Source organism: Actinomadura sp. NAK00032, assembly GCF_013364275.1.
GTDB lineage: Bacteria > Actinomycetota > Actinomycetes > Streptosporangiales > Streptosporangiaceae > Spirillospora.
The window spans coordinates 5,851,331-5,868,687 of sequence record NZ_CP054932.1 but is presented as its reverse complement, the minus strand read 5'-3'; the positions used below and the strand labels follow the sequence as shown (position 1 = coordinate 5,868,687).

Annotated in this window: 13 protein-coding genes; 5 read left to right on the top strand and 8 right to left on the bottom strand. The window is 73.9% G+C overall.

Annotated features, from left to right (window positions below):
- Positions 1 to 12: 12 nt before the first annotated feature.
- Both HUT06_RS27280 and HUT06_RS27275 read left to right on the top strand, forming a co-directional pair.
- Positions 13 to 438: a PPOX class F420-dependent oxidoreductase gene (locus tag HUT06_RS27280; protein ID WP_176198322.1), complete on the top strand. Its 426-nt coding sequence runs from the start codon at positions 13 to 15 to the stop codon at positions 436 to 438.
- Positions 439 to 546: 108 nt separating this feature from the next.
- The gene (locus tag HUT06_RS27275; protein WP_176198321.1) at positions 547 to 993 is read left to right on the top strand and encodes an SRPBCC family protein; all 447 of its coding nucleotides are present in this window, start codon (positions 547 to 549) and stop codon (positions 991 to 993) included.
- 156 nt (positions 994 to 1,149) lie between these two features.
- Here the strand turns inward: HUT06_RS27275 and HUT06_RS27270 are convergent, their stop codons facing one another.
- The 8 genes from HUT06_RS27270 to HUT06_RS27235 form a co-directional block, all read right to left on the bottom strand.
- The gene (locus HUT06_RS27270; RefSeq protein WP_254715408.1) at positions 1,150 to 3,621 is read right to left on the bottom strand and encodes a GMC oxidoreductase; all 2,472 of its coding nucleotides are present in this window, start codon (positions 3,619 to 3,621) and stop codon (positions 1,150 to 1,152) included.
- 66 nt (positions 3,622 to 3,687) lie between these two features.
- Positions 3,688 to 4,782, bottom strand: coding sequence for an alpha/beta hydrolase (locus HUT06_RS27265; protein WP_176198319.1), 1,095 nt, complete (start codon positions 4,780 to 4,782; stop codon positions 3,688 to 3,690).
- A 134-nt stretch (positions 4,783 to 4,916) separates the two neighbouring features.
- Positions 4,917 to 7,850, bottom strand: coding sequence for a LuxR family transcriptional regulator (locus HUT06_RS27260; protein ID WP_176198318.1), 2,934 nt, complete (start codon positions 7,848 to 7,850; stop codon positions 4,917 to 4,919).
- Positions 7,851 to 8,104: 254 nt separating this feature from the next.
- Positions 8,105 to 9,538 carry a rhamnulokinase family protein gene (locus tag HUT06_RS27255; RefSeq protein ID WP_176198317.1) on the bottom strand — a complete coding sequence of 478 codons (1,434 nt, stop codon included), beginning with the start codon at positions 9,536 to 9,538 and terminating at the stop codon, positions 8,105 to 8,107.
- Positions 9,535 to 10,155 carry a lactate utilization protein C gene (locus tag HUT06_RS27250; protein WP_176198316.1) on the bottom strand — a complete coding sequence of 207 codons (621 nt, stop codon included), beginning with the start codon at positions 10,153 to 10,155 and terminating at the stop codon, positions 9,535 to 9,537. Before HUT06_RS27250 ends, HUT06_RS27255 begins: the two co-directional genes overlap by 4 nt.
- Positions 10,152 to 11,606 (bottom strand): LutB/LldF family L-lactate oxidation iron-sulfur protein, encoded by a 1,455-nt coding sequence (locus HUT06_RS27245; protein WP_176198315.1) that lies wholly within the window; start codon positions 11,604 to 11,606, stop codon positions 10,152 to 10,154. The genes HUT06_RS27250 and HUT06_RS27245 overlap by 4 nt, the downstream gene beginning before the upstream one ends.
- The gene (locus HUT06_RS27240) at positions 11,603 to 12,316 is read right to left on the bottom strand and encodes a (Fe-S)-binding protein (protein WP_176198314.1); all 714 of its coding nucleotides are present in this window, start codon (positions 12,314 to 12,316) and stop codon (positions 11,603 to 11,605) included. Before HUT06_RS27240 ends, HUT06_RS27245 begins: the two co-directional genes overlap by 4 nt.
- Positions 12,313 to 13,374, bottom strand: a complete 1,062-nt coding sequence (locus HUT06_RS27235) for a LacI family DNA-binding transcriptional regulator (protein ID WP_254715407.1) — start codon at positions 13,372 to 13,374, stop codon at positions 12,313 to 12,315. The genes HUT06_RS27240 and HUT06_RS27235 overlap by 4 nt, the downstream gene beginning before the upstream one ends.
- 303 nt (positions 13,375 to 13,677) lie before the next feature.
- Here HUT06_RS27235 and HUT06_RS27230 point away from each other — a divergent pair, with 303 nt between their 5' ends.
- The 3 genes from HUT06_RS27230 to HUT06_RS27220 are packed head-to-tail and all read left to right on the top strand — an operon-like array spanning position 13,678 to position 17,326.
- Positions 13,678 to 15,216 carry a sugar ABC transporter ATP-binding protein gene (locus HUT06_RS27230; RefSeq protein WP_176198313.1) on the top strand — a complete coding sequence of 513 codons (1,539 nt, stop codon included), beginning with the start codon at positions 13,678 to 13,680 and terminating at the stop codon, positions 15,214 to 15,216.
- A gap of 5 nt (positions 15,217 to 15,221) precedes the next feature.
- Entirely contained in the window at positions 15,222 to 16,331 is a 1,110-nt protein-coding gene (locus HUT06_RS27225; protein WP_176198312.1) for an ABC transporter permease, read from the top strand.
- Positions 16,328 to 17,326, top strand: a complete 999-nt coding sequence (locus HUT06_RS27220; protein WP_176198311.1) for an ABC transporter permease — start codon at positions 16,328 to 16,330, stop codon at positions 17,324 to 17,326. Before HUT06_RS27225 ends, HUT06_RS27220 begins: the two co-directional genes overlap by 4 nt.
- Positions 17,327 to 17,357: the final 31 nt, after the last annotated feature.

Sequence of the window (17,357 nt, the reverse complement as noted above, 5' to 3'; positions counted from 1 at the left end):
AGGAGGCGGACGATGGCGGACGACGCGGCGCTGGCGAAGCTGCTCAAGGAGCGCGACCTCGGCGTGCTGGCCACGCTGAAGCGGGACGGGCGGCCGCAGCTGTCCAATGTCAACTACCACTTCGACGAGGCCCGCCGGCTCGTGCGCGTCTCGGTCACCGCCGACCGCGCCAAGGCCCGCAACCTGGCCCGCGACCCGCGCGCCAGCCTGCACGCCAGCGCCCCCGACGGCTGGTCCTGGGTCGTCGCCGAGGGCACCGCCGAGCTGTCCGCCGTCGCCGCCGACCCGCACGACGCGGCGGTGGAGGAGCTCATCGAGGTGTACCGCGACGTCCGCGGCGAGGAGCACCCCGACTGGGACGACTACCGGCGGGCCATGGTCGAGGACGGCCGCCTCGTCGTCCGCCTCCACGTCGAACGGCTCTACGGGCAGGTCTGACACGGGCAGGTCTGACACGGGCAGGTCTGGTACGGGCGGGCCCGGCCGGTCGCGGCCAGGGCCGGGACCGCCTTGTGCGGGCGGAGCGCGGGTGGCTACGGTGCGGTGATGATCCAGGTCACCGCCACCACCAGCGCCGCGCCCGAAGAGGTGTTCCGGCACCTGGCCGTCCCCGAGGCGTGGGGCGCCTGGGGCAGGTTCCCGACGCCGGCCAGGCAGACGCGCAAGGGCGACACCACCACCTACGGGGTCGGGGCGGTCAAGAAGATCTGGCCCGCCAGAGAGCAGACCGTCGCCTACGAGCCGTACACGCACTTCGCCTACATCGCCCTGGCCGGGTTGCCGGTGCGCCGCTACCGCTCCGACGTGTACCTGGAGGCCCGCGACGGCGGCACCGCCATCCGCTGGGAGGCGGTGTTCGAGCCGCTGATCCCCGGCACCCGCGTGCTGGCCGCACCGCTGCTGCGGCTCATGCTGAAGATGTTCACCCGCTGGCTGCCCGCGCACCTGGAGCACTGCCCGGCCGACTGCCCCGCCCGCCGCGCCGCGATCTGACCCCGCCGCGATCCGGCCCCGCCGCCATGCGGCCCGCGCACGAATGAGCCGGAGACCGCGCGACCCCCCGCGCGGCCTCCGGCGAAAAGGTGCAGGCCGAGAGCACCCCGCAGTTCCCTCGGCCTGCACGAACTTGGCCCCCCGCAACGGATCCGGTCAGACCGGATCCGGGCCGTACACCTCCCACAGCTCCCCGGCGAAGAACCGGCCGAAGTCGAGGAGCTTGCCCGCCCCGTCCGGGCCGGCGGTGCGGAACGTCGTGAGCTGCCGCGCGAAGTCCGTCAGCCGGATGTGCAGCACCCCCGCCGCGACGACGTCCGCGCCGTCCTCCCCGTCCGCGCCGACATGGCCGTCCAGCAGCCGCACGTAGAGCGTCGAGGTGTCCGGCCAGATCCGCGTCGGCGGCCCGTGCAGGACGTCCTTGTACCCGCTCAGCGTGCGCGGCCGGTCCTCCCCGTCGGTGTAGAACAGCCGGTACTTCATCAGCCGCCGGTCGTCCGGGCCGTCCGCGACGAACAGGTTGAACGTGCCCCGCTCGACCGGGCAGCGGCCCCCGTGCCCGCCGGCGTCCACCCACCCCTCGGCCTTCGCCTCGTGCTCGGGGTCGGCGAGGAACCGGTCGGTGTCCGCCGCGGTGATCGTCAGCCGGAACGACAGGGGCTTGCGCCCCTCCGCCAGCTCGCCGATCCGCGCGTCGGACTCCCCGTAGGTGACGAACCCCTTCATCTCCTCGGTGAACGACAGCGACGTACGGCCCGCGACCACGGTGGACGGTCCCCGTGTACCGCCGTGGTCCCCCGAGACCGGGCGGGTTCCCCGCGGGGGGGCGACCCCCCACTCCCCCCGCCCCGGGCCGTACGCCGAGCCGTTCCCCGCCCCGTCCAGCGAGCCGGCTCCCCCGGCCGGCTCGGCCCCCGTGGCAGACGGGACGGTCGCGGCCGGGGCCGCCGCACGACGCTGTGCGGACACCCCGTCCAGCAGCCGCGTCGCCATCCGGTCGGCGTGCGCGGCGATCGTGAGCGAGGGGTTCGGGCCCACCGGTCCCGGCATCGCCGCCCCGTCGGCGATGTAGAGGCCCGGGAACCCGAACACCTCGCCGAAGGCGTCGCAGACGCCTTCGCCCGGGTGGCCCCCCATCGGGGCGCCGCCCAGCGGATGGACGGTGATGATGCGCTTGCGGAACCACATCGGGTTGTCGGCGTAGTCGGCGCCGAGCACGTCCGCGATCCCCTGCATCGTCTTGCGGACGCGGTTGAACAGCGCCTCGCTGGTCTCCGCCGTCCAGTCGGCGGCGAGCCGGCCGCCCTTCAGGTGCAGCCGCCCGTCCGCGGTGTCGCGGCCCATGCCGAGCAGCGGCAGCGAGCTGACCGTCAGGGCGCCGTCGCCGATCAGGTCGGACAGCTCCTTGGACAGGTTGGTGTCGGGCGCGTCCTTGAAGAACTCGGTGAACCGGTTCCACAGGAACTTCACGGCCCGCTCGAAGTCGTTGCCGAGGTCGAGGCTGTCGACGATCCAGTCGGTGAAGCCCGGGTAGCCGCCGTCCTCGATGTAGGCGCCGCGGCCGGCGCCGGGGACGCCGTCCAGTTCGTCCGGCAGCCGGATCGCGGTGGTGATCACCGGCCCGCGGCTGGCGTTCAGCGGCCGGACCCGGTTGCGGTCCTTGGCGCGCAGCAGGAACGTCAGCAGGTCGCCGTTGCCGCTGAACCGGGTGCCGAGCGCCTGCGACAGGCCCGGGAAGGCCTCCCGCGACTTCAGCAGCAGGAACGTCGTGCCGTAGGTGCCGGCGCCGAGGATGAGCCGGTCGCAGGTGATCGTCCGGACGCGCGGGCGGCTCTTCTTCGCGGTCGGGTCGGCGTGGTGGACGTAGTCGACCTCGTACCCGCCGCCGGCGCGCGGCCGGATCGCCTTCACCTCGCGGGAGGTGCGGATGTCGGCGCCGTGGTGCGCCGCCGCCGACAGGTAGGTGTGGTCGAGGCTGTTCTTGGCGCCCTCGTTGCAGCCGATGTCGCACTCGCCGCACAGCTTGCACGTCCGCCGCCCGGCGCCGTGGATGTTGCCGTAGCCCGCGTCGGCGATCGGCAGGCTCAGCCCCGGCGTGCCGCCGGGCCGTGCCGCGAAGCTGACCGCGAGCGGCGGCAGCGTGATCTGCAGGCCGAGCTCGGCCGCCGCGTCCTGCATGGCGTGCGTCTTCGGGGTGTCGTCGAACGGGACCTGCTCCAGCGGGTACGGCGTCGCGCCGAGCATCGCCTCGACCGCGTCGTAGTGCGGGTCGAGGTCGGCGCGGGAGACCGGCCACGGGTGGTGGCCGCCGCCGGGCAGGTCGGTGACGAACCAGCGCTCGTCCTTGCGCAGCAGCACGTTCGCGTAGATCAGCGACCCGCCGCCGAGCCCGGACGACACCACCGAGTCGCAGCCCTTGAAGCTCCAGACGTCGAACATCCCGTACAGGCCCGCGGCCGGGTCCCAGAACGCGCGGCCCATCTCGGCGGGCGTGCGCGGGAAGCTCCCCGGCGGGTACGGCTGCCCGCGCTCCAGCAGGACGACCGACTGCCCGGCCTCCGCCAGCCGGTACGCCGCGACGGACCCGCCGAACCCGGACCCGACCACGACCGCGTCGGCGTGCTCCACGCCACCCCCGGAATTGGGGGCTGAGCGATGACCTCCGCCCCGCTGGCGCTCCGCTCCGGTCATCGCTCAGCCCGCCTTCCGCTTCAGGAAGTCCACGACCTGCGGGAACACCTCGGTATCGGAGGTGGCGCCCATGAACGGGTCCTGGTGGCCGTAGCCGGGCAGGACGGCCAGCTCGTGCAGGCCGGGCGTGATCTTCTCGAGCGTCCGGTGGCAGACGATGTTGGAGTCGGTGAACACGTGGTTGCGGTCTCCGGTGAGGAACAGGATCGGAGTCGTGACCGTGGCGGCGCGCGACAGGTAGTCGTCCGGCAGGGCGGCGAGGCGGGGGTCGCGCGGGCGGTGCTTGATCGCGCGGCCGGCCTTCACCATCGCGTGCAGGTGCCGGTAGTAGTTGACGTTGCAGGCCCCGAACAGGTCGGGCAGCCGGCCGTGCGTGACCGGCGACATCTTCTCGTGGGTGTAGATCGGCTTGCCGCCGCCCCACATGAAGCTGAGCATGTGGCAGGCGGGCTCGTCGCAGCCGCGGTGGAACGGGGCGACGGCCTTGGCGAGCATCCAGCCGCGCGTGAGCACTGGAGCGTTCCCGTACCTCGGGTCCAGGTGGCAGGGCCCGAGCACGTACTCCATCAGGGCCGGGCCGTAGCCGAGCTTGATCCTCGACCAGCGCGGCGTGCGCGGGGTGACCGAGACGCTGTTGCAGACCAGGCTGGTGACGCCGGTGGCGGTGCCGGCGAACAGCGCCATCGAGAACGAGATCGCGCCGACGCAGTGGGAGATCACGTGGACCCGGCGGTCCCCGATGTGCCGCCGCAGTTCGGCGAGCGCCGCCGGGTGGTCGTGGAGCGCGATGACGTCGAGGTCGTGGCGCGCGGTCTCGGAGTTGTAGGGGAACCGGCCGCTGATCCGGAAGTCCAGCGCCCACACGTCGCCGAACCCGGCGTCGTGCAGGTAGTTCACCAGGTTGGTGTGCTCGGGCATGATGAACATGTCGCTGGAGGTCGTCAGCCCGTGCACCAGCAGGACGACGTCGTCGCAGTCGTCCCGGCGGAACCGGGTCAGGTTCAGGCCGAGGCCGTCGCCGGTCGCGAAGGGGTGCACGGACACCTCGGCGTCGGCGACGCCCGCGTGCGTGAAGCGCGCGATCCGCTGCTGATCCATGTCCATCTCCTCCGCTTCCTGACGCCCCAACCCTGCCAAACGCGGATATCGGCGCGGCATCGTGGAGAACCCGTACTTACGGGTGCGCGCCGGTCCGCTGGACGTACGGGACGTACGTGAACTAAGAGTCTGATCTACTCGGAACGGTTCATGGCGGTCGCGACACCCACCCGCGAGGACACGCCGATCTTGGCGAAGACGCGGGACAGATGGGTCTCGACCGTCCGGACGCTGAGGTAGAGCCGCTCGGCGATCTGCTGGTTGCTGTTGCCCTCGGCGACCAGCAGCGCGATCTCGTGCTCGCGCGGGGACAGCCCGAACGGCAGGTCCCGGCGGTTCTTGGCGCCCTTGGCGGGCGCGCCCGCGGCGGGCACCCGGACGCCGAGCCGGCGCTGCTCGCGGACGACCTGCGCCAGCAGCCCCCTCATCCCGCACGCCTCGAACACCTCCGCGGCGGCGCGCAGCCGGTCGCGGGCGCGGGACCGGTCGCCGGCGGCGGCGTGCGCGAGCCCGGCGGCCAGTTCGGCGCGGCCCGCCTCCGGCCGCCGCCCGGCCTTGGCGAGCAGGTCGGCGGCCTCGGCCGCCAGCGCGGCGGACGCGGCGGGGTCGGCGGCGCGCAGCGCGTGCGCGCGGGTCAGCTTCGCCAGGCCGGTGTCGCCGGTCAGCAGCGGTTCGGTGATCGCCTCGGCGATGTCGGCCCAGTTCGCGGCGTCGGCGGCGTCGTCCTGCGCGGCGCGGACGGCGGCCAGCGCCTCCGCGCAGATCAGCAGGGTGCTGAAGTCAAGGCCGGCGGTGCCGTCGCCGCACGCGGCGATCAGCGCGGTCGCGCCCTCCTCCAGCCGTCCCTCGTTGATGACGGCGAGGGCGCGGGCGACGTGCGCCATGTGCGTCCACCACTCGCCCGAGCCGGTGTCGTTGGCGACGGCCTCGTCCCCGGCCCGCAGCGCCCGCTCGTGGTCGCCCATCCAGGACGCGGTGAGGCACTGCTGGATCAGCCCGTAGGCCAGCACCTCCTGCGAGCGCAGGTCGCGGCCGACCGCGGTGGCCTCGTCGGCGACGGCGGCCGCCTCCTCCAGCCGGCCCAGCTGCGCCAGCACGCGCGACTGCCCGGACAGCATGTAGCCGAGCACGAACGTCTGCCCGGTCGTGCGGGTGATCGACACCAGCCGCTCGGCGTGCCGCAGCGCCTCGTCGTACATGCCGAGGAACGACTCGGCGAACACCAGCCAGGCGAAGCAGTCCAGGCAGTCGGTGAACTCGTTGTCGGACGCGGCCGAGAACAGCTGGTCGGCGGTCTGCGCGTAGGCGATCGCCTCGCCGACCTCGCCGCGCCCGTAGGCGACCATCGGGCGCATCGCCGCGACGGCCGCGGTGAGGCCGGGGCCCCATCCCGGCGCGGTGCCGGGGATCGTCTCCAGGATGGCGTGCGAGCCGCGGGTGTCGATGCGCTGGATGCGGTCGGCGACGAGCCGGATGCGCAGCAGCACCGCCTCGGGGGTCTGCCGGTCGGTGATGCGGCGCAGCTCGTCCAGCACCAGGGCGCGGGCCTCGTGGATGCGGCCGAGCTGCCGCTCCATGATCGCGCACATGTGCACGGTGCGGGCGCGGCGGACGGTGTCGCCCGGCGGCAGCAGCCCGAGCAGGGTGCGCGCGGCCTCGCGGCCCTCCTCGGCGTGGCCGCTGAGGGCCTGCACCTGGGCCAGCTCGACCAGCAGCTCCACCCGGTCGGGGTAGGACTCGTCGGCGGCGCCGGGCATCAGGTCGAGCGCGGCCTGCAGCCAGTACGCGGCGGTGGCGGGCGCCTGCCGCGCGACGGCGCGGGCGGCCTCCACCAGCGTCCAGATCGCGGCGGCGTCGCCGAACCGCGCCGACCGCACCACGTGGTGGGCGCGCACGGCCGCCGGGGCGCCGAGCTCGGCCAGCCGCTCCGACACCCGCGAGTGCGCGGCGATCCGCCAGCCCGCGGCCGTCGAGGCGTAGGCGACGTGCCGGACGAGGGGGTGGCGGAACCGGAACCGGCCGCCCGGTGCGGCCCGCACCACGTCGTGGCCGGTCAGCACGTCCAGCGCGGTGAGCGCGGTGTGCTGCTCCATCTCCGCGGCGACCGCCGCGAGCGCGGGCTCGAACACGTCGGCGGCGACCGCGGCGCCGCGCGCCATCAGCAGCGCCTGCGGCGGCAGCGCGCTCAGCTCGACCTGCAGCGCCGCCCGCACCGCCGGCGGCACCTCGGTCAGGTTCGCCACGCCCTTCTCCCAGTGCCGGTCGAGGCCGCCGCCGGCCGCCGGCGCGGCCCCGTCGGCCATCTTGGCCAGGGCCTCCAGGTAGAACGGGTTGCCGCCGCTGGCCTTGAACAGCGCCTCGCACCGCGCGTGGCCGACGTCCGGGCCGAGGAACTCGCGGACCTCGCTCTGCGTGAGCGGCGAGACCGCCACCCGCGCGCCCTGCGGGCCGGCGGCGTCCACCAGCGCCATCAGGCGCGGCGACGCCTGCGCGGGCCGGTAGGCGACCGCGACCAGCACCCGGGCGCGCGGCGGGTGCCGGACGAGGTGGTCCAGCAGCTCGATCGTCGCGTCGTCGGCCCAGTGCAGGTCGTCCAGGATCAGCACCAGCCCGGACGGCTCGGCCAGCGCCTCCAGCAGGTGCCGGACCGTGCGGTGCAGCTGGTATCGCGCCACGTGCGACTCGGGCGAGGCGGCGGGCGGGGCGCCCGACAGGTCGGCGAGCGCGGGGAACACGGTGCCGAGCAGCCGCAGCGCGCCGGGCGGCAGGTCGAGCGAGTGCTCCTCCAGCCGGTCGTCGAGCGCGTCGACGACGGCGCCGAACGGCATCTCCTGCTCGAACTCGGCCGCGCGGCCGGCCACGAACGGCAGCTTGCGGGCGATCGCGCCGTCGGCGAGCTCGTTCAGCAGCCGGGTCTTGCCGGCACCGGGCTCGCCCACCAGCGCGACGAAGCCGTAGCCGCCCTCGGCCGCGTCGAGCGCGCGGTCGATCTCCTGCAGCGCGTCCCGTCGCCCCACGAGCGGAGCGTTGCCGGAGCCCCCGGCGTCGCGGGCCGCACGACCCTCCATGTCCACACCCCAACAGCGACAGGCGGCCGATACGCCGTGACGATGCTTCTTTGTTGCGGTCCTGAGAATTGGCGGGATTCACCCTATCGGGTAAAACGTCAATAAGGTGGGACAACACGCCCCTGCCTGCGTCTTACCCGTTCGGGCCGGCCTCCTTCTTGCCGTATGTACATAGCTATGAACGTCCCTCGCGCGCCCCATGTCAACCTCGGGTGGGTAAACCGTCCCGTGACCGTGACATCGCGTGACCTGGGTCATATCTCCAGGCCCAGGCGGGCGGCGGCCTCCCGCCAGCGGGCCTCGTCACCGGACGGGGCGTAGCGGCGGAGGTCCTGCGTGGCGGCGACCAGCGCGCGGGCTTCGGCCAGGTCACCGACCACTCCCCGGGCACGGGCCTGGGCCAGCACGTTGCCGAGGGCGGTCGCCTCGACCGGCCCGGCCACCACCGGCAGGCCGCTGGCGTCGGCGGTCAGCCGGCACAGCAGGTCGTTGCGGCTGCCGCCGCCGACCAGGTGCACGACCTCGATCTCCCGCCCCGACAGCCGGGCCGCCGCGCGCAGCGTGGCGCGGTGCGCCAGGGCGAGGCTGTCCATGACGCAGCGGACGGTCTCGGCGCGCGTGGCCGGCACGGGGAACCCGCGGCGCCGGCAGTGCGCCGCGATGCGGGCGGGCATGTCGCCCGGCGGCAGGAACTCCGGGTCGTCGGGGTCGATGAGGGAGCGCAGCCCCGGCAGCCGCGCCGCCTCGGCGAGCAGGGCGGGCAGGTCCGGGTTCCCCCAGGTCCGCAGCGACTCCTGCAGCAGCCACAGGCCCATCACGTTGCGCAGGTAGCGGACCGTCCCGTCGACGCCGCCCTCGTTGGTGAAGTTGGCGGCGCGGCTCTCCTCGGTCAGCACGGGCGCGTCCAGCTCGACGCCGACCAGGGACCAGGTGCCGCAGGAGATGTAGCCGAACCGCCCGGTCGCGGCGGGCACGGCGGCGACCGCCGACGCGGTGTCGTGCGAGCCGACCGCCGTGACCTGGAGGCCGGCGTGGCCGGTCTCGGCCACCACGTCCGGGCGGAGCGTCCCGATGGCCGCGCCCGGGTCGCGCAGCGGCGGCAGGATCTTCGCGGGCAGGTCGAGCCGGTCCAGCAGGTCCTGCGACCAGGTGCCGTCGCGGACGTCCAGCAGCCCCGTCGTCGAGGCGTTGGTGCGCTCGGCGCCGGTCTCACCCGTCAGCCAGTAGGCCAGCAGGTCCGGGACGAGCAGCAGCGTGGCCGCCCGGGACAGGTCGTCGGCCGCCAGCTGGTAGATCGTGTTGAACGGCAGGAACTGCAGCCCGGACGTCCGGTACAGCAGCTCGTCGCCCAGGTCGGCGCGGACCCGGTCCATCACGCCGTCGGTGCGGGCGTCGCGGTAGTGGACGGGGTTGCCGAGCAGCCGCCCCTCCGCGTCGAGCAGGCCGTAGTCGACCGCCCACGAGTCGATGCCGACCGACGCGAGCCCGGCCGGCGCCGCGCGCAGCCCGTCCAGGACGTTGCCGTACAGGCCGAGGATGTCCCAGTACAGGGTGCCGCCCGCGCGGACCGGCCGGTTCGGGAAGCGGCGGACCTCCGCCAGGTCCAGGACGCCGGGCCCGACGCGTCCGGCCATCACCCGGCCGCTCGACGCGCCGAGGTCGACGGCCGCGAAAGTCTCCTCGCTCATGTGATGACCAGAACCTCCAGCGTGCGGGGCCCGTGCACGCCCTCGACCCGGGACAGCTCGATGTCGCTCGTCGCCGACGGCCCCGACACGAACGTCAGCGGGCGCGACGGGTCGAGCCGTTCGAGCCCCTCCGGGACGTCCGGGGCGACCTGCTCGGCGCGGACGACGATCAGGTGGTAGTCGGGCACGAGCGACAGCGCGCGCGGCCCCTGCGCCGCGCCGTGGTCCAGCACGATCGTGCCGGTCTCGGCGATCGCGGCGGCGCAGCCGGTGACCGCGCCCGCGAGCCCGTCCAGGGACGCGACGGAGAAGTCGCGGACGAGCGGCGCCGCCACCTGCGACGTCCACTGCGCGGGCAGGTCGGCGGGCGCGCCGTAGGAGCCGGGCCGGGCCGCCAGCCGCTCCGCGACCGCCGGCGCGACCTCGGACGCCGGCACCCGCAGCACCGTCGCGCGGTAGTCGGCGACCCGCTCGGCGAACAGGTCGAGGACGCCGTCCTCGTGGTGGCGGCGCAGGTAGCCGCGGTCGATCCGGGCGTAGGACGCCGCGACCTCGGCGGCCGGGCGGGTGGGCGTGATCGCCGCGATGCGGCGCAGGATCTCCTCGCGCGCGTTCACTCGTTCCCCTCCTCGCGGCCGCCGTCGGTCCGGGCCCACCAGGCGCGGAACGACTCCGGCGGCGGCGCGGGCGCGTCCCGCGTCTCGGTCCAGGCGTTCAGCGGCCCCGGCAGCCGCCGGATCCGGCCGCCGCGCCCCACCACCCTGCGGCTCGCGGACGCGGCGCGCTGCGCGAGCCCGAGCCGGGTGGGGGAGCGCAGCGTCCACCCGGCCGCCGTCATCGCCACCCGCTCCAGCGGATGGCGCGGCCCCTGCTCCACGGCGCGGGCCCGCAGGTGCACCAGCACCTCCGGGATGTCGATCGCGACCGGGCACGCCTCGAAGCACGCCCCGCACAGCGACGACGCGTACGGCAGGGACGCGTCCACGTCCGAGCCGATGCCCCGGATCTGCGGGGACAGGATCGCGCCGATCGGCCCCGGGTACGGCGACCCGTAGGCGTGGCCGCCCGCGCGCTGGTAGACCGGGCACACGTTCAGGCACGCCGAGCAGCGGATGCAGCGCAGCGCCTGCCGGCCCACCTCGTCGGCGAGGGTGTCGGTGCGGCCGTTGTCCAGCAGGACGAGGTGGAAGTCGCGCGGGCCGTCGCCGGGCGCGACGCCCGTCCAGGTGGAGGTGTAGGGGTTCATCCGCTCGGCCGTCGACGAGCGCGGCAGCAGCTGCAGGAACACCTCCAGGTCCTGCCAGCTCGGCACGATCTTCTCCACGCCCATCACCGAGATGAGCGTCTCGGGGAGCGTCAGGCACATCCGCCCGTTGCCCTCCGACTCCAGCACGACGAGGGTGCCGGTGTCGGCGACGGCGAAGTTCACGCCCGACACCCCGACCTTCGCCGACAGGAACTTGGCGCGCAGGTGCCGCCGCGCCGCCTCCGCGAGCGCGGCGGGGGAGTCGGTCAGGCCTTCGGGGGCGTCCTCCATCGCGCGCAGGAAGATGTCGCGGATGTCGGACCGGTTCCGGTGGATGGCCGGGACGAGGATGTGCGACGGCCGGTCGTCGCCGAGCTGCACGATCAGCTCGGCGAGGTCGGTCTCGTAGGCGGTGATGCCCTCCTCGGCGAGGAACTCGTTGAGGCCGATCTCCTGCGTCGCCATCGACTTGACCTTGACGACCTCGGTCTCGCCGGTCGCCTTCACCAGATCGGCGACGATCCGGTTGGCCTCGGCGGCGTCCCGCGCCCAGTGCACCGTGCCGCCGGCCGCGGTGACCTTCTCCTCCAGCAGCGGCAGGTAGTGGCCGAGGTTCGCCAGGACGTGGTCCTTGATCTGCTTGCCCGCCTCGCGCAGCGCGGGCCAGTCGGCCAGTTCCGCGACGGCGCCGGCGCGCCGCCCCCGGATCGTGGTGGTCGCGTGCGCGAGGTTGCCGCGCAGCCGCGCGTCGGCCACCGCCCGGCGGGCGGCGTCCGGGAACGCGGGCATCCCGACGTAGGTCGGCATCGCGGACGAGGTCATGACGGGTCCTCCTCGGTGGACGCGAGGATCTCGGCCAGGTGCACCGTCCGCACCCCGGCGCGGGTGCGGGTGAGGGCGCCGCCGATGTGCATCAGGCAGGAGTTGTCGGCCGCGCACAGCGCCTCGGCCCTCGTCTCCCGGACGGCGGTGACCTTGTCGGCGCACATCGCCGCCGACACCTCGGCGTTCTTCAGCGCGAACGTCCCGCCGAAGCCGCAGCACTCGGCGGCGTCCGGCAGGTCGACCAGGTCGATGCCGCGCACCTCGCGCAGCAGCCGCAGCGGGCGGTCGCCGACGTGCAGCATCCGCAGCGAGTGGCACGTCGGGTGGTAGGTGACGCGGTGCGGGAAGTAGGCGCCGACGTCGGTGACGCCGAGGACGTCCACCAGGAACTCCGACAGCTCGTACACGCGGGACGCGATCCCGGCCGTGCGGGGCGCGAGCCTCGGATGCCAGTCGCGGATCATCGCGCCGCACGACGCCGACGGCGTCACGACCGCGTCGTAGGGCTCGAAGGTCTCGGCGAACCCCTTCACCAGGTGCAGCGCCTGCCGCCGGTACCCGGTGTTGAGGTGCATCTGCCCGCAGCACGTCTGCGACTCGGGGAACTCGACATCGTGGCCGAGGCGCCGCAGCAGCCGCACCATCGCCTTCCCGGTCCCCGGGTACATCGTGTCGTTGACGCAGGTGAGGAACAGCGCGACTTTCAAGGAGCGCCTCCAATGGCCGACCGGCTGGACTCGCGCACCACCAGCTCGGGCTGGAACATGACCTGCTGGTGGGCGTGCCCGCCCGACTCGTCGCACTCCTCCAGCAGCAGCTCGGTCGCGATGCGGCCGAGCTGGTAGGTGGGCTGCCGCACCGAGCTCAGCGGGACGGCGGCCGCGGCCGAGAACTCGATGTCGTCGTACCCGATCAGCGCCACGTCACCCGGCACCTTGATCCCCGCCTGCAGCAGCACGCGCAGCACGCCGAGCGCGAGCAGGTCGTTGGCGCAGAAGATCGCGTCCGGCAGCGCGCCCGCCTCCAGCAGCCGCCGCGCCGCCTCCTGCCCGCCCCGCGCGTTCATCGCGCCGACCGCGACCTCGCGCAGCGCGTCGCGGCCGAGCCCGGCGGCGCGCAGCGCCCGCAGCGCGCCCTTGCGGCGGTCGGCGCACTGGCGCAGCACCGTCGGCCCGGTGACGAACGCCAGCGTGCGGGCGCCGGCCTCCAGCAGCTCCCCGGCCGCCAGCTCCCCGCCCGCGACGTCGTCGACGGCGACCGAGCACTGGTTGGCGCGCGGGGTCGGATGGTCCAGCAGCACCACCGGGACGCCGCGGTCGCGCAGCCGGTCGGCGGTCTCGCCGTCGTCGCCGACCGGGGTCAGCAGGACGCCGCGGACCCGCTGCTCGGCGAACACCCGCAGGTTGCGCTGCTCCCGCTCGTCCGACTCGCCCGACGAGGACAGGATGACCGCGTAGCCGCGCTCGCTGGCGGCCTCCTCCACGCCGCGCGCCACGTCGGTGAAGAACGGGTTGGCGAGGTCGAGGACCATCAGCCCGATCGTGCTGCTGTGCCCGGCGCGCAGCGTGGACGCCGAGCCGTTGCGGACGAAGCCCAGCTCGCGGATCGCCTGCTCGACCCGGGTGCGGGTCGCGACCGCCACCCGCTCGGGCCGGTTGAGCACGTTGGACACGGTGCCGGGGGAGACCCCGGCGTGCGCCGCGACCTGCTTGATGCCGACCGTCCTGCTCAGCGGCTCGGGACGGCCGGTGTCGTCTGTGCTCAATCCGTGTGCCCCCGGTCCGTCAGCCGCCTGTGTCGCCGCTCACTCTGGGTCATGTCATTAAAACGTGTCAACCCCGGATCCGGCCCGCCGGACGGGCAAACCTCGCTGGCCGGTCCCGGCCGGAGGCGACTTCGAAAAACGTGCGGTCCCTTGCCCGGACGGGGTTTTCGCAGCCTCGGGAGGGGCCGGTCGGCAGGTTCCCTCTTGACGGGTGTCCCGGCTCACATCTAGCGTCCTCCGCAACATCAAGTTAAAACGTTTTTCATATCCCGGTAACCGACGTCCCCCGCGAGGAGGGCCGACATGAGTGCACCCGGCCGGTCGGCACCGCCGACATTGGCCCTGGTCAACGTCAGCAAATCGTTCGGCGCCGTGCGCGCCCTGCAGGGCGTCACGCTGGAGCTGCACGCGGGCGAGGTGCACGCGCTCGCCGGCGAGAACGGCGCCGGCAAGTCCACGGTCGTAAAAACGTTCGCAGGAGTGCACCGCCCCGACGCGGGCGAGGTGCGGGTGGACGGGGAGCCGGCGGCCTTCCACGGCCCCGCCGACGCGCAGGCCGCGGGCGTCGCCGTCATCTACCAGGAGCCCACGCTGTTCCCCGACCTGTCGGTCGCCGAGAACATCTTCATGGGCCGCCAGCCGCGCGCCGCGCTCGGCCGCATCGACCGCCGCGAGATGCACGCGCGGACGGCGCGGCTGTTCGAGCGGCTCGGCGTCGCGCTGGACCCGCAGCAGCCCGCCCGCGGCCTGTCGATCGCCGACCAGCAGGTCGTCGAGATCGCCAAGGCCATCTCCCGGGACGCGCGCGTGCTCATCATGGACGAGCCCACCGCCGCGCTCACCGGCCAGGAGGTCGCCCGCCTGTTCGCGGTGACCCGCACGCTGCGCGAGCAGGGCTGCGCGGTGCTGTTCATCTCGCACCGCCTGGAGGAGATCTTCGAGCTGTGCCAGCGCGTCACCACGCTGCGCGACGGCACCTACGTCGGCACCGACATGGTCGCCGACCTCACCCCCGACGACCTCGTCCGCCGGATGGTCGGCCGCGACCTCGACGCGCTCTACCCCAAGCAGGACGTGACGCCCGGCGAGGTCGCGCTGACGGTGCGCCGCCTCACCCGCGAGGGCGCCTTCACCGACGTCTCCTTCGAGGTCCGCCGCGGCGAGATCGTCGCGCTGGCCGGGCTGGTCGGCGCCGGCCGCAGCGAGGTCGCCCGCGCGATCTTCGGGGTGGACCGCTGGGACGCCGGCGCCGTCGAGGTCGAGGGCCGCGCGCTGCCGGCGGGCAGCCCCACCGCCGCGATGTCGGCGGGGCTCGCGCTCGTCCCCGAGGACCGCCGCCAGCAGGGCCTCGTCATGGACATGTCCATCGAGCGGAACATGGGCCTCACCCAGCTGAAGACGCTCCGCCGCGCCACCGGCCGCGGCGGGCTGATCTCCCGCCGGGTCGAACGGGACCGCGCCGCCGACTGGGCGCTGCGGCTCCAGCTCAAGTACGCCCGCCTCAGCGACGCCGTCGGCGTGCTGTCCGGCGGCAACCAGCAGAAGGTCGTGCTCGCCAAGTGGCTGGCCACCGAGCCCGCCGTGCTGATCGTGGACGAGCCGACCCGCGGCATCGACGTCGGTACCAAGGCCGAGGTGCACCGGCTGCTGTCGGAGCTGGCCGCGCAGGACCTCGCGGTGCTGATGATCTCCTCCGACCTGCCGGAGGTGCTCGGCATGGCCGACCGGATCCTCGTCATGCACGAGGGCCGGCTCACCGCCGAGATCGCCCGCGCGGACGCGACCGAGGAGAACGTCATGGCCGCCGCGACCGGCCGCGCCGGGACCGGGAAGGCGGCCTGAGCCTGATGACCGTACTCACGCAGAGCCCGGCGCGGCCGGGCGGGGCGGGCGGGTCCGCCGGCGGCGGCCGGCGGCTGGTCGAGCTGGTGCTGCGCGCCCGCGAGATGAGCATCCTCGGCGCCCTCGTCGTGCTCGTCGTCGCCACGACGATCGCGAACCCGCGGTTCCTGTCCGGGCAGGGCGTCAAGGACATCTTCCTCAACGCCTCCATCCTGGTGCTGCTCGCCGTCGGGCAGACGCTCGTCGTCGTCACCCGCAACATCGACCTGTCGGTCGGCTCCCTGGTGGGGCTCGTCGCGTTCAGCGCCGGCAAGTTCGCCGCCGGCGGCGACCGGCACGTCGTGCTCGTCCTGGTGTTCGGCGTCGCGATCGGGCTCGTCTGCGGGCTGGTCAACGGCCTGCTCGTCAGCTTCCTGCGGGTCCCCTCCCTCGTCGTCACCCTCGGCACCCTGTACGTGATCCAGGGCCTGGACTACCGCATCGCCCACGGCGAGCAGATCGGCGCCGCCGACCTGCCCTCCTCGGTGCTGAGCCTCGGCAACGACGGGATCCTCGGCGTCCCCTACCTGCCGATCATCACCGTCGCGGTGATGCTGGCGGTCGGGTACTACCTGCGGTCCTACTCCTCGGGCCGGGAGTTCTACGCGATCGGGTCCAGCCCGGAGGCCGCGCGCCTGGCCGGCGTGCCGATCCGCCGCCGGATCCTCACCGCCTACCTGGTCAGCGGCGCGCTCGCCGGCCTCGCCGGGGTGCTGTGGCTCGCCCGGTTCGGCACCGTCGTCGCGGACGCCGCGAACGGCTGGGAGCTGAAGGTCGTCGCCGCGGTCGTCGTCGGCGGCGTCGCCATCACCGGCGGCGTCGGCACCGTGTGGGGCGCGGCGCTCGGCGGGCTGCTGCTCACCACCATCGGCAGCGTGCTGGTGGTGCTCAAGGTCAACTCGTTCTGGCAGGACGCGATCACCGGCGTCCTGCTGCTGCTGGCCATCAGCGTCGACCGGCTGCTGGCGCTGCGCGTCACCCGGACGCTGAAACAGCGGTCGCTGGAATCGTCCGCGCACCGCGACGTCGCCGCCCCCGCGGACGCCGCCCCGGTGGAGAAGGAGGGACGGTCATGAGCCGCCTCGGAGGGCTGGTGCGGTGGGAGACCGCCGTCACCGCCCTGCTGGTCCTGGTGTTCGCGAGCGGCGCCGGGTTCTCGCCCGACTTCGCGGGCAACGACAACCTGTCGTTCGCGCTGGACGACCTGTCGGAGATCGCGCTGATCGCGCTGCCGATGACGCTGCTGGTCGTGTGCGGGCAGGTGGACCTGTCGGTCGCCTCGATCCTCGGCCTGTGCAGCGCGCTCACCGGCAAGATGTGGGACGGCGGGATGGCCATCGAGACGATCATCCCGATCGTGCTCGCCGTCGGCCTGGTCTGCGGCCTCGTCAACGGGCTGCTCGTGACGAAGCTGGGGCTGCCGTCCCTCGCCGTGACGATCGGCACGATGACCCTCTACCGGGGGCTCGCCTACGTCACGCTCGGCACCGGGGCCATCTCGGAGTTCCCGACCGCCTACACCGCCCTGGCGACGTCCTCGATCCCGGGCACGCCGATCCCGTACCCGATCGCGCTGTTCGTCGTGCTCGCCGTCATCACCGGTGTCGTCCTGCACGCGACCGGCATCGGGCGGTCGCTGTTCGCGATCGGCGCGCAGGAGGACGCCGCCTACTTCGCCGGCATCCGCGTCAAGCGCATCAAGCTGCTGCTGTTCGTGGTGTCCGGGCTGGTCGCCGGGTTCGCCGGCATCGTCTACACGCTCCGCTACGGCAGCGCCCGCGCCGACAACGGGCTCGGGCTGGAGCTCACCGTCATCGCGGCGGTGCTGCTCGGCGGCATCGACTTCGACGGCGGCAAGGGCACCCTCGGCGGCGTCATCGCGGCCGTGCTGCTCATCGGCCTGCTCCGCAACCTGCTGATGCTCAACGACGTCCCCACCGAGGTCCAGTCGATCGTCACCGGGCTGCTGCTCATCATCAGCGTCCTCACGCCGCGGCTGATCGCCGTGGTCCGCGAGGCCCAAGGCAGGCGGCGGGGCGCGCGACCCGCGGCTCCCGCCGCCGCCCCCTGACCCTCCATGAGACACGTCCCCCCGCCGCGTC